The organism is Paludisphaera rhizosphaerae (assembly GCF_011065895.1).
Taxonomy (GTDB): domain Bacteria; phylum Planctomycetota; class Planctomycetia; order Isosphaerales; family Isosphaeraceae; genus Paludisphaera; species Paludisphaera rhizosphaerae.
Genome location: NZ_JAALCR010000010.1, coordinates 200,640 through 213,288, shown reverse-complemented (window position 1 = coordinate 213,288; position 12,649 = coordinate 200,640). Strand labels below are relative to the sequence as shown.

At 68.8% G+C, this 12,649-nt stretch carries 7 protein-coding genes; 3 read left to right on the top strand and 4 right to left on the bottom strand.

The window, feature by feature from the left end:
* Window positions 1–17: 17 nt before the first annotated feature.
* From G5C50_RS15215 to priA, 4 genes are all read right to left on the bottom strand, one after another.
* Entirely contained in the window at window positions 18–4,004 is a 3,987-nt protein-coding gene (locus G5C50_RS15215) for a WD40 repeat domain-containing serine/threonine protein kinase (protein ID WP_165070765.1), read from the bottom strand.
* Window positions 3,988–4,656 (bottom strand): sigma-70 family RNA polymerase sigma factor, encoded by a 669-nt coding sequence (locus G5C50_RS15210; RefSeq protein ID WP_165070764.1) that lies wholly within the window; start codon window positions 4,654–4,656, stop codon window positions 3,988–3,990. The genes G5C50_RS15215 and G5C50_RS15210 overlap by 17 nt, the downstream gene beginning before the upstream one ends.
* A 246-nt stretch (window positions 4,657–4,902) precedes the next feature.
* Entirely contained in the window at window positions 4,903–5,553 is a 651-nt protein-coding gene (locus G5C50_RS15205) for a PEP-CTERM sorting domain-containing protein (protein WP_165070763.1), read from the bottom strand.
* A 409-nt stretch (window positions 5,554–5,962) separates the two neighbouring features.
* A complete protein-coding gene (gene priA, locus G5C50_RS15200) occupies window positions 5,963–8,320 on the bottom strand; it encodes a replication restart helicase PriA (protein ID WP_165070762.1) in 2,358 nt (785 codons plus the stop codon).
* 123 nt (window positions 8,321–8,443) lie between these two features.
* Here priA and nadD point away from each other — a divergent pair, with 123 nt between their 5' ends.
* From nadD to G5C50_RS15185, 3 genes are all read left to right on the top strand, one after another.
* Window positions 8,444–9,064, top strand: a complete 621-nt coding sequence (nadD, locus tag G5C50_RS15195) for a nicotinate-nucleotide adenylyltransferase (protein WP_165070761.1) — start codon at window positions 8,444–8,446, stop codon at window positions 9,062–9,064.
* A gap of 117 nt (window positions 9,065–9,181) precedes the next feature.
* A complete protein-coding gene (locus G5C50_RS15190; protein WP_165070760.1) occupies window positions 9,182–10,165 on the top strand; it encodes a hypothetical protein in 984 nt (327 codons plus the stop codon).
* Window positions 10,166–10,286: 121 nt separating this feature from the next.
* Window positions 10,287–12,626, top strand: coding sequence for a TRAFAC clade GTPase domain-containing protein (locus G5C50_RS15185; protein ID WP_165070759.1), 2,340 nt, complete (start codon window positions 10,287–10,289; stop codon window positions 12,624–12,626).
* Window positions 12,627–12,649 lie beyond the last annotated feature (23 nt).

Sequence of the window (12,649 nt, the reverse complement as noted above, 5' to 3'; positions counted from 1 at the left end):
GAAAACCCGGGGCGGGGTCATTCGCCGAGACCGAGCCGCCGCAGCTCGTCGTCCAGCGCGGCGAGATCCCAGACCTCGATCAACGAGTCCTGACAGGCGGCGGCCAGCCGGCGGCCGTCGGGCCGGAACGCCAGCGCCACGGTCTTCCCGCCTTCGCCGGGGAGTCGCAGGGCAAGCTCAGGCGACTCCGGGTTGGAGAGGTCCCAGAGCCGGACGGCCCCCTGCTGCGATCCGACGGCCAGTCGAAAGCCATCGGGCGAGAACGCCAACGTCGTCGCGAGCGTCTCCGGTTCGTCGGCCCTGGGCTCGATCCGGCCTAGCGCGGCCAACTGCAGGGCGTCGTACAGGATGACCGCGCCCCCGTTCTCTACGATCGCCAACAGGCTGCCGTCGGGACTCAGCGCGATCGCCGAGGAGGACATCAGGGGACGCTCCGGCGGGCCGTCGACCCAGTGCTCGATCGTCGCGGCAACTCGACCTTCCCCCCGATGCAGGCTCCAAACCTGAACGGACTGGGGCTCCTCATTCAAGATGTAGAGGCGGTCGCCGTTCGGGGAGACCAGCAGAGTACGAGGGCGCACCCCGAAAAAGAAGCCGCGGTCGCCGCCTCGGCGATGAGGCTCGTCGACGATCACGGGGATGGCCTTGTCTGGATGGTCGGCGTCCCAGAGGTACACGTTGCGGCCACGGCTGAAGGCCAGGATGCGGCCGTCTTCACTACGGGCCAAAGGCCCGCCGACGATCATCGGCCCCATACCCCCGCGACCCATCGGTTGCGGGGAGGGGATCTCAACGCGAGTCGATTTGTGGTCGGCGGCGACCAAAGCGGGTTGAAGCTCCAACCCCCGCGCATCGTGAATCATCAGGTCGCCGGCTGCGGTGAACGCCGCGCCCGGAGGCGAGGGTCGGCCTCCGAACCGATTGCGCCCCCCCGGACCGGCGTCGAGCATCGGGGGGCGAGGATCGTCCTTGCGAGCGGCAAGATCCCTGGGAGGGCCGGTCTCGGGCGTGGCGACCCGTTCGGGGGGCTCAGCCCCGCTCCCTTCGCGCCAGGTCCAGACGTCCCCGCCGATGTCGGTGAACGCCAGCAGACCGTCCTCCCGAACGGCGATCGAGAGAGGGCGACTCGTGAGTCCGGCGACCTGGGTTCGAACGCTGGAGTCGCGGAACCGCCAAATCGACGTCGACACCCGCTGACCGCTGGCGGCCAGCGTCCGACCGTCCCCGGAGAAGGCGACGTCCGACACAGCCTCGGCGGCGGGGAGAATCGCGACGCGTCGATGCGTCACCGTGTCCCAGACCTCCACGCGAGAAGCGATCGCGACCTCGTTACGATAGATGTCGCTGGCGGAAACGACCGCCAATAGATTCCCCTGCGGATTGAACTGAAGGCGGCCGACCGGACTCAGCGAAGAAGACAGCCCGGCGACGTAGCCCCCGGCGTCTTTCCCTACTCCCGAGAGGTTCCAGAGCTGGATCGTTCCCTCAGAGGCCGCCGCCAACATGTCGTCGCCGAGAGCCAGGGCCTTCACTTCGGACGGGGAATCGATGGTGCGCGTCGCCCGTCCGTCCTCGGCGGAGAACAGGTGGATGGCCGTCGACCCCGTGATCGTCGTCGCCGCGATCTTGCCGTCGGCCGAGAGGGCCGCCAGCGGGCGTTCCAGCCACTTCAGCTCGACCTGCGGTGCGAGGACCTTGGGCGGAGCGTCCGGGTGTTCAAGATCCCAGAGCACGACTCGGCCGACAGTCCGCCAGGCGAACTCGCCCGGCGAGGGCCGGTCGCCTGCGAGCGGCATCGGCTCGAAACCGACCTCGACGGCCGCCAGGCGTTTGCCCGTGGGCTCGCCGACGAGCGTGATGCTACGGCCGATCTCGCGCGGCAATTCACGAATGAGCGCGCCCGTCGAGGCGTCGAGGATCTGGATCGTCCCGGAGTTCAACGGGGCGACGGCCAGATTCGGACCGCAGGCGACCAACCGCTCGCCGAAGATCCAGCCGCGGCCTCCCCCCCGGCCTCCAGAGCCTCCCGGCCCACCGCCCCGACCCATCGGGCCCTCCTCGCGGAAGAGGCTCCGACCCAGCGTGACGCCGTCGGTCCGGCGACGGCAGGCGACGTCCCAGAACGCCACTTCCTCACCGTCCGCCACCCCCAACGTCGTCAGCCGGGCGCCGGTCGTGCCCAGAAGCACGTCCCGCGTCGCACCCGTCGCCAGTTCGATTCGGGGTTCGATGTCGCGAAGCAGCAGGAACTCGACCGCCTCGTCCCGCAGCCGAGCCTTCATCTCCGGGTCCGGCCCCTTCGAGGCCGACGCCTTCAGCAGATCGAGCCCGACCGTGCGACGGTCGGGGGTTTCCGTGCGGCGCACCAGCTCGGCGCGACGCCAAAGCTCGGTGCGGTAAGCCGCCTCGGACTCGCGGACGGCCTCCTCGGTCCGCTGAAGGGCGGCGGCGACCTGATCCAGCGCCGCATCCTTCAGGTCGCGCTCGTGAATGGCCACCTGACGGGCTCGATCGACGCGATGATACGCGTAGCCGGCCACGGCCATGATGATCAGGGCGGCGGCGGCCGAGACCGAGCTGATCCCCGGATGCCGTCGCATGACCCGCCAGGCTCGTCCCGCCAGGCTGATCCGGCGCGCCTTGACGGGCTCGCGGTTCAGGAACCGGCCCAGGTCGGCGGCCTGCTCGGCGGCCGAGGCGTAGCGCTCGGCCGGCCGCTTCGAGAGCGACTTGAGGACGATCGTCTCCAGGTCGCGGGGGAGCCTGGGGTCGATCGAACGGGGAGCGACCGGCTCGCGACCGGCGATCTGGTCGAGCAGCTCCGCAGCCGTGGCGCCGTCGAACGGCGGGCGGAGCGTGATGAGTTCGTAGAGGGTCGCGCCCAGGCTGTAGACGTCGGTCCGGCCGTCGATGACGCCGGTGCGGCCCTGCTCGGGGCTCATGTATCGGGGCGTGCCGATCATCCCGTCGTGCTGCGTCAAACCCGGGTCGGCCAGTCGGCGGGCAAGGCCGAAATCGGCGACCCAGATGGAGCCGTCGGCGTCGATCAGAAGGTTGGACGGTTTCACGTCGCGGTGAATGACGCCGTGCTGATGGGCGTGCGCCAGAGCGTCCGCCGCCTGCATGCCGACCCTCGCCGCCCAGCGAAAGTAAGCCTGGCCGCGAGGGGGCTCGAACGGCGGAAGGGCGTCCTCGTCGACCCGGCCCAGCCCCGGGTCGAGCCCTCCGGTATTCCGCGAGAGGCTCAGGAGGCTGCGATCCCCCGACCAGGCGGGCGTGGGGTCCTCCAGACTCGGCGCCGGCAGCGCCCTTCGTGGCGGTGCCGGGGCGTGTAGAGGCCAGGGGAGATGCGAGGAAGCCCGCGACCAGGCCCGGCCGATCTTGGACGACGAGGAGCCGCCGCGACGGCCGACCGCTTCGGACGACCTCCCGGAGGCGTTCCCCCGTTCGCGCCTCAGCCAGCGGACGACGCGGTCGAGCCCGCTCCCCTCGATCCGCTGCATGGCGTAATAGCAGAGCCCGCCCACCTGACCGACGTCGAACACCGGGACAATGTGCGTATGGTGCAACCCCGCGGCCGTGCGTGCCTCATTGAGAAAGCGACGGCGGGCGGAGGAGTCGGGGGCGGCCATCGTCCCCAGCACCTTCAACGCGACCGGGCGGTCGAGGCCGACGTGGACGGCCTCGTAGACGGTTCCCATGCCGCCGCGGCCAAGCTCGCGGACGATCCGGTAACCGGCGATCCGCCGGCCCGACTCCAGGTTCCGACCAGGACCGCCGCCGCCGCTGGAAGAGCCGCCGACCAGACCGTGGACCAGCTCCAGGCCCTCGAGCGCCGACCGCACGTCGTCGGCGAGATCGCCGTAGCGCGAGGCGAACTCGTCGGCGGACGGGGCCTCGCCGCGTTCGACCAGTTCGAGGTAGACCTCGACGGCCTCGCCCAGGCGTTCGTCTTCGTCGACAGGGGCGACGTCAAAGCTCTGGTCGTCAGCCTGTGGAGCCATCGTCGTACCTCAGGGAGCCGCCGGGAGGGCCTTCGAGCGAGCGTTTCAGTCGTTTGAGGCCGCGGGCCCAGACGCCGCGGACCGACTTGCGAGTCAGGCCCATTCGATCGCCGATCGCCTCGAACGAGAGGCCCTCGGCGTGGTAGAGCCAGAGAACGTCAGCCTCCTCGGTCGGCAGGGCGGCCAGGGCGTCGGCCAGCAGGACGATCAACTCGCGACGGCTGACGACCTCGCTGGGGCTGGTCTGGCTCAGGGCCAGAACGTCGAGCAGCCTCCCCGCGCCGGGACGGATCCCGTCGTCGCCGCCGGCCCCTTCCCAGGGGGCGTCGAGCGGGACGGCGGCAACTCCGCCGGCCCGCTTGGTCCGGCTGTGATACCGTCCCAGATCGGCGAGCTTCTGCCCGACCAGCCGCCGCAGCCAACCCACCAGCGCGGCCTCATTCTGGCCGGTGAACTGGGGAAACTGGCGAACGACCTCGACCAAAGCCTCCTGGACCACGTCCGACAGTTCCAACCGCTCGCGCAGCCGGGGCCCCAGGCCGGTCCGAACGACCATTCGCAGGTAGTTCCGGTACAGTGCGCAGAGTTCCCCGAGCGCCTCGGTCTCCCCGGCGCGGGCCCTGGAAAGCAACTCGATCGGGCCGTCGGCCATGAGAGGTCGCCTCGCCTCACGTCCACCTAATCTACCTAGGCGACGCCTTGGCCCCTGTCGGACCGAGGTCGTCCCGAAAACCTCCCCTGCTCCGCTCCACTCCGGCGGATTGGGGACCACCATATTTAATCATGGGGTCGACCAGGCCCCTCGACAAGTCACGGCCTGGCGCGCGCATGAAAACCCCCGGCCGATCAGAGGATCGGCCGGGGGTTCGGAATAGTAGGTCGCGTCGCTCGTTCCGGGTCAGGCGGCGGCGTTACGCCGGCCGGAGACCCGCTGCCGCAGGGCCAGACCACCGATGGTGGTGAGGACCAGGGCGATGGTGCTGGGCTCAGGAACCGGCGACTCGCCGCCGGAGGAGGTGATCAGGGTCTCGGCCGTCGTCAGGCCGCCGTTGGACTGCGAGGGAACCAGCAGCTTGTCGCCCTTCGGGAAGCTGAAGGAGATCGTCTGCGAACCCAGGTCCAGGCTGGTCGACGGGGTGTCGAACGAGGCCGTCAGGGTCGAGTGGTAGGCGCTGTCCACCACGCCGTTCAGCACGCCCGTGATGACCGTCGACTGCCCGCTGATCGGGTCGCCGTTGAGGGTCTGGGGCAGGAACGTGATAGCGAACTTCACGTTGTCGTAGGTCGTCGACGAGCCCGCGGCCGGCGGGGCGACGACGAACGTCCCCAGCCCGGCGTTGACCGAACCGGACGCCAGATCCACGCCCGCCGCGGAGGCCGGGGTGAAGCTGACAAGGTTCGGCCCGGTGATCCCGGTGCTCAGGTCGATCGCGGTGGCCGTCTGGTAAGTGAGGATCGCGGTGGCCTGAGCGCTGTTTCCGGCGCAGGCGACCAGCCCCAGGGCGATGACCGCGGAACGCAGCCTCGTCAACCCGGTCGTCATGCTCATCTCTTCCTCCTGAACAAGATTAGGATTGTCACGACGCAATCCCAGTTCCTCGGTCGAACGATGCGACTCGCGTCGTGACGGCCTCGCCCCGTCCAGGTGATGCGGAGCGACGCAGACTTCGCGAGATTCAGAGGCCACAACTCAGACGATCTCCAGGCGGACCTCCCTGGCATGGGAGTCTGTGAGACGCCGGCTGAGCCTAATGCAGGATGAGGGGAAGGGATGAGAGCGGAAAACGATCGCATCCATGCCCGCCTCCGCAGAAGACTCCACCATGAGTCTCGTCGCCTCGTCGTCCGATGTGAGCCAACGGCGGGGAGAATACTCCGGGTCGCCAATCGTGTAAACGCGAGTTCGGCCGGTTTGTCGGATTTTCACTGAACTTCTTCCGGCCGAAAGCCGGGGAGGTTCAGAGCATCACAACAGGGTCGACGTCCACCGCAAGTTCAACTCGTGGAGGGAGGGGCGGATGCGAGAGGTCGCGCAGGAGCGCCCGCAACGGCGCGGCGGTCGCGCAGCGCAACTGGAGGTGGAAGCGGAACTCCTCCTTGATCTTCAACACCGGCGCCGGGCAAGGCCCCCAAAACCGGACCGAGGCGTCCGCCTTCGACCGCAGCGCGGCGGTCAGGTCGTCGAGATACCCCTTCACGCGGGCCTCCTCGCGACCCCTGGCCAGCAACCGGACGATCCGGCCGTAGGGTGAGGCGAGCCCCGCCGCGCGCTGGGGGAGTTCCTGCGCCACGAAGCTCTCGTAGTCGTGTCGGGCGGCGTGGAGGATCGCGGGGCTCTCCGGCGAATACGTCTGGACGAGCACCCGGCCCGGCCTCTGGCCACGTCCCGTCCGGCCGGCGACCTGCGCGACAAGCTGGAACGTCCGTTCGGCGGCGCGAAAGTCGGGGAGATGCAGGGCCACGTCGGCGTCGACCACGCCCACGAGCGTCACGTTGGGGAAATCCAGCCCCTTGGCGATCATCTGCGTCCCCAGCAGAATCCGCACGTCGCCGCTCTTGAACGCCGCCAGCGCCTCCTCATGGCTGCCGTGCCGGCGCATGGTGTCGGAGTCCATCCGCCGGGCCTCATGAAAGGGGAACTCCATGCGGACCTCGCGCTCCAGCCGCTCGGTCCCGATCCCGCCGTAATGCAGCACGCCCGCCCCGCACGAAGGGCAGGCCGGCGGGCACGCGCGCTCGGCGTCGCACATATGGCAGATCAACATACGACGACTTTTATGGAACGTCGCCGCGACGTCGCAGTGTTTGCACTTCACCACCTCGCCGCACTTGGGGCAGATGACGAACGTGTTGTACCCCCGGCGATTCAGCAGCAGGATCACCTGCCCGTCGTCGTCGAGCGCCCGGTGGATGGCGTCGCGGAGTGGATCGCTGAGGCCGCCGGTCATGTTCTTCTCGCGGCGCAGGTCGATCAGCTCGACGGCCGGCATCGGCCGACCCTCGACCCGGCTGGGCATGGCGATCCGCGTGTAACGACCCCGCTCGGCGTTCGACCACGACTCCAGCGAGGGCGTCGCCGAGCCCAGAAGCGCCGGCACGCCTTCAAGCTGGGCGCGCTTCACGGCCACGTCGCGGGCGTGGTAGCGGGGGACCGTCTCCTGCTTGAACGTGCTCTCGTGCTCCTCGTCGACGACGATCAGCCCCAGCCGCCGCGTCGGCGCGAAGATGGCCGAGCGCGCGCCGACGACCACGTCGACCTCCCCCGAGGCGATGCTCCGCCAGTGCCGGTGCCGCTCCACGTCGCTGAGGTGGCTGTGGAGCACGGCCACGCGCGAAAACCTCCGCTTGAACCGCCGGATCGTCTGGGGCGTCAGGCTGATCTCCGGCACCAGCACGATCGCCTCGCGGCCCCTCGCCACCACCTGTTCGATGGCCGACAGGTAGACCTCCGTCTTGCCGCTCCCCGTGACGCCGAAGACCAGGAACGGCGCGAAGGCGTCTCCCTGAAGCGCCGGCGTCATGGCGTCGAGAGCCTGCTGCTGCTCGGGCGTCAGGGACGGTTTGGCCTTCGGCTCGATCGGAGCGGGTGCGGCGGCCTCGTCGTCTGGGGACTTTCGCGACTCGTCGAGCGACAGGCGACGCTTGACCGTGTGGATCACGCCGTCCTTGCGGAGGCCGTCGACGACGCCCGGCCCGCATTTCGCTCGGCGGCAGACGTCGGCGACGGTCAGCGGAGCCCCCTCGGCGCGGACAAGGGCGTCGAGCGCCGCGGTCTGCTTGGCGGTGAGCTTCTTCTCCAGGGTTCCGTCGCGCCAGGTCTTGAGCGTCTCGTCGGGGACGACCAGGAACGTGCCGATCCGCGTCCCCGCGTGCTTCCGAACCCCCGCCGGCACAACCGCGTCGAGCGCCTGGCCCCACGAGCAGAGGTAGTAACCGGCCATCCACCGGGTCAGCTCCAGCATTTTGGAGTCGATCAGGGGGACGGGATCCAGAACCTCGGCCACGTCCTTGATCCGGCCTGGCTCCAGGCCCTCGGGCGGGATCAGGCTGATCGACACGCAGTAGCCCGTCACCAGCCCCCCGCGCTTGCCCAGCGGGACGCGGACGCGCACACCCGGCTGGACCCCAGCCACGAACTTGCGGGGAACGTGGTACGTCAACGCCTGGTCGAAGGCCCGGTTGACGACGACCTCCACGAAGATCCCGCCTCGAACCGCCGGGGTCTCGTCCTCGCCTCCGAACCACGACGGAGGACGAACGTGCCTCCTCCGGGGTCGGGAGTCCTCGCCGTCCTGATCCTCATTGACAACGCTCATCGGGCGGACCTATCGTCGGGTTTCGGGCCGTCGGCTGCCTCGGTGTATTATACGCCGACGCCCGACGATTCTATACCTTTGTCCAGGCGATCAGATTGCGGATCGAAGGGGGTTTGCGGGCCGATGCGACTTGGGTTGTTCGGGGGGACGTTCGACCCGATCCACATCGGGCACCTCATCCTGGCGGAGCAGTGTCGCGAGGCTTGTCGGCTGGACAAGGTCTGGATCGTCGTGGCCAAGGAGCCGCCGCACAAGCGGGGGATCCAGCGGACGGCCGTGCATCACCGGCTGGAAATGGCCCGCCTGGCCGTCGCCGGCGACTCGTCGTTCGAGGTCTCGGAGATCGAGGCCCAGCGCTCGGGGCCGTCATACAGCGTCGACACTCTCTCCCAGATCCAGGCTGAGCGTCCCGACGACGAGTTGTTTTTCCTCATCGGCGGCGACAGCCTCGTCGACCTTCCCACCTGGCGCGAGCCCGATCGGATCGCCCAGATGGCGACGATCGTGGTCGCCAATCGCCCTGGATCGACGCCCGAAACTCCTCCATCCTCCGTCTTCGGCCCAGATTCTCGCCCCTTCCAGCACGTGACGATCCCCCCCATTGGGATCTCCTCCTCGGATCTCCGCCGGCGGATGGTTGAGGGCCACAGCGTGCGTTACATGATCCCCAAACCGGTCCAGGCGTACATCGCGGCCCACAAACTTTACCCGGCCGCGTCGGACGTCTCGCCGAATGGGGGGTGAATCGCACGATTCCGTCGTTCTTCACCGCCGAATCGCGATCGGGCGATACAATAACAAGATCGTGGCGAACGAATCGCCCCCGTGTGGCCCGAGACTGGCGTGGAAGGACCGCAACAGATGCACGCACCCTCCCAAACTCGACGACCGTTCCGGCCCCTGGCATGGGCGATCGTTCTGGTGACGACGGCTTTCGCGACGACCCCGGTGCAGGCCGGCCCGTTCTCGTGGCTGGACGAGGTCGTACAGCAGATCATCGTTGAGGCTCGCGGGAGCAAGGCGATCATCCGCGGCGGCGACGCGGCCACGGCGGAAGCCCGCGGCGTGGGCAAGCTGTTCACAAGGGGGTCTGAGGAGGGTTTGGAGACCCTGGTGAAGCAGTCCGACGAGCTGGCCACGGCGGCTCGGCGGGTTGAGCACCCGAGCGAGCTGTTGCTGGAAACCGAGTTCCGCCAGCTTGTCGGCCGTGACGCCGAGGCGATGAAGACGTTCAAGGCGTTGAAGCCCGCCGAGAAGCGGGTCGTCGTCGAGATGGGCGAATCGGCCCGCCGGATCGCCCAGCGCTATCCTCAGGAAGCCGAGGCGATGATCCGCCAGCTTGGCCCCGAGGGGCTGACGGCCGTCCGGGCGTTCGGCGACGACGTGGCCGAGGTCATCGTCAAGGAAGGGCCGGAGAGCCTGGGCGTCCTGCGCAAGACGGGCCGAGGAGGCTGGGAGTTCTTCACCACCCAGGTTCTTCCTCATAAGAAGAAGCTGGCGGCGGCCGGCGTGCTGGCGGCTTTCTACGCCAATCCCGACGCCTTCGTCGACTACGCCGGCCGGGCGACCGAATACGCGGCCCGCGAGTTCGCGAAGGCCGGCGTCACGCTGGCGACGGCCGTCGGCGGCGGGGTCGTGAAGGGGCTGGAAACCACCATCGGCGAAACGCTTTCGAACTACGGCGTGGACTTCCCGATCTTCCGTCGCCTGGGGGCGATCCTGGCGGGCCTCGTGGCGATCGGGGCGCTTCTGGTCGTCCTGGGGTTCCCGTTGCGGACGATGCTGCGTCCCGTCACCGGAACCGTCTGGTTCTTCCGTCGCGTCGTCCTGCGGCGGCCGGCCTGAATCGTTGACGCTGAAACGTCGATGTATAGAACATAGAATCGGAGCAACCGTCGCAACCGGGCGTCTTCCAGGAAGGAACGCCCGGGACCTGGGCGATCGTCAAAGGAGTTCGAGGACGAGCGTGTCAAACCGCCGTACGACGCGACTGGACGCCCTGGAGGCCCGGCTGACCGGCCCCAAGAAGATTGCGCTCTTCGGGCATCGGAACGTCGGCAAGACGACGTTGCTGGCGATGTTCTATCGCCAGGCGGCCGGCGGGCTGGTGCCCGGCGTTCGGCTGGCCGCGGCCGACGCCCCCACCGCCGAGTACCTCGCGGAGAAGATCGCCCAGATCGAGTCCGGCGAGGCGACCTCGGGCACGCTCTCGGAAACCGAGCTGCATTTGCGGCTCTACCACGGCCCCGCGCGGTTCGAGCTGATCGTCAAGGATTACCAGGGGGAGCACGTCACCCTGGGGACGGACGAGCCGATCCAGGAGTTCTTCGCCGGCTGCGACGCCGTCTTCCTCTGCCTCGACCCCGAGGGCTCGCAGGATCCCGCCGAGCGGCGCAGGCGGCAGCAGGAGGTGGAGAGCCTCCTGGAACGGTACATCGAGAAGTCCGAGGACATCAGCACCGATCGCCCCGTCGCACTCTTGCTGACGAAGTTCGACCGGGTTCTGGAACGCGAGGGGGGCTCGACGGCCGACGAGAACTTCGTCGAGCGGCTGGTGGATCGGCAGTACGGCATGACCCGCCACGCCCTCCAGCAGCACGCCCCCGACGGCGTCATCTTCGCCGTCAGCTCGTTCGGCACGGGATCGCAGGGGAACCGACCGCCGTCGGAGATCCATCCGATGGGGCTGGAAGGCCCGCTGGGTTGGGTCGCCGAGCAGTTGGAAGTCCGCGACCGGGCCCAGATGGAATTGCTCTGGGAGTCGGCTCAGGACGACCTGCCGCGCCTCCACCGCTGCCTGGACGCCTATGAGAAGCGCTACCCACGCTCGAACCGGACGTACGAGTTCCGCGACCGCCTGAAGGCCCTGGAACGAGGCCGAACGCTGCGGCGGTTGGGGAAGGTCGCGGGAGCCGCCGCCGTTCTGGCGGGGCTGACGGTCGGCTACGACGTCTGGGGCTATGAACGGGCCGCGGCCTTCGAGCGCGATCCGGGCAACTCGGCGACCTCCGTCGCCTCGCGGTGGTCGGAACTGCTGGCCAGCCACCCCACAATGCCGTTCCTGCTCCCGCGCTACGCTCGCGAGGCCCAGAACAAGCAGGCCGAGTGGACCGTGAAGGCCAGCGGCGTGCAGGTCGCCGCCGGTGCCGTCGTGCCCGATCTCGACGCCAAGCTCGAAGCCGCGCGGACCCAGGCGCCCCAGCTTGCCCCGGCAATCCGCGAGGTCGAGAAAACCCGCGAACAGGTCCGCCACGACGAGCGCTGGAAAGAGGTCTACTCCGAGGTCAACTCGCTGCAAGCCATCGACGACCCGGCCAAGGCGCTCGCCGCGATCGACGCCTTCCTGCGCGAATTCCCCGACTCGGCCAAGCGTCCCGACGCCCTCAAACTGGCCCAGGCCCTCAAGGCCGAGCTGGCCACGCGGGCCTCGGCCGTGGAACGCCGGCTGGTCGACGACATCATCCGGTCGGAGACGCTCCCCAACGCCTCGCTCACGGATCTGATCGAACGATCGCGGAGCTTCCTGGAAGGGCATCCCGACAGCCCCTTCCGCCAGGAGGTCCAGGGCCGGCTCGAAGAATACGCCCGCCGCCAGGACGATCGCGACATCGCCCGCGCCCGCGAGTTCTCCCAGCGCCAGCCGACGAGCTTCGCCGCGCGGATCGAGAAGTATCAGGACTACCTCAAGGCCCATCAGGCCGGCGGTCGGTTCGTCAGCGAGGCGATCGAGGCCCGCGACCGGATCCTCCGCGATTGGGACGCCCACGCCTACCGCCAGGCGTACGATCACGCCGCCGGACACCCCGACGACGTCGTCGAGGTCGCGCAACTCCTCCGCGACTACCTTCGCGACCACCCCGACGGCCGCTTCGCCGAGTCCGCCAAGGGATACCTCGACTGGTGGGACAAGATCTCGGTCCCCCAGAACTACCGCGTCACCCTGCGCCGGGGCGAGGTCCCCAACTCGGCCGGGAAATACCTGGCCGGCGGCGGCCCCGACCTGGGCGTGACCCTGGAAGTCGCCGGCGCGACCTACGGCCCCTCGCCGGTCATCCCCAATACGACGCGACCCATCTGGGATTACACCTACTCCCAGCCAATCGTCTGGAAGTACGGCGATCCGATCACGATCCGGATCACCGACTACGACTGGTCGGCCTCCGAAATCGCCGTCCTCCACAGCCGCCAGGGCGACCCCCTGGCCATGCGGCTCCTCTCCAACACCATCAAGCTCGCCAAGGGCGGAGCCACCTCGCTGACCTTCACCTCCGACTTCGCCATGCCGACCCTGGCCCGCCCCGAGTAAGCGGACGAAACCGCGAGCGACGC

Bases quoted from the DNA above. Each gene is read 5' to 3' on its own strand.
- G5C50_RS15190 (WP_165070760.1), top strand. From the start codon at position 9,182: ATGCACGCACCCTCCCAAACTCGACGACCGTTCCGGCCCCTGGCATGG.
- G5C50_RS15210 (WP_165070764.1), bottom strand. From the start codon at position 4,656: ATGGCCGACGGCCCGATCGAGTTGCTTTCCAGGGCCCGCGCCGGGGAG.
- nadD (WP_165070761.1), top strand. From the start codon at position 8,444: ATGCGACTTGGGTTGTTCGGGGGGACGTTCGACCCGATCCACATCGGG.
- priA (WP_165070762.1), bottom strand. From the start codon at position 8,320: ATGAGCGTTGTCAATGAGGATCAGGACGGCGAGGACTCCCGACCCCGG.
- G5C50_RS15205 (WP_165070763.1), bottom strand. From the start codon at position 5,553: ATGAGCATGACGACCGGGTTGACGAGGCTGCGTTCCGCGGTCATCGCC.
- G5C50_RS15215 (WP_165070765.1), bottom strand. From the start codon at position 4,004: ATGGCTCCACAGGCTGACGACCAGAGCTTTGACGTCGCCCCTGTCGAC.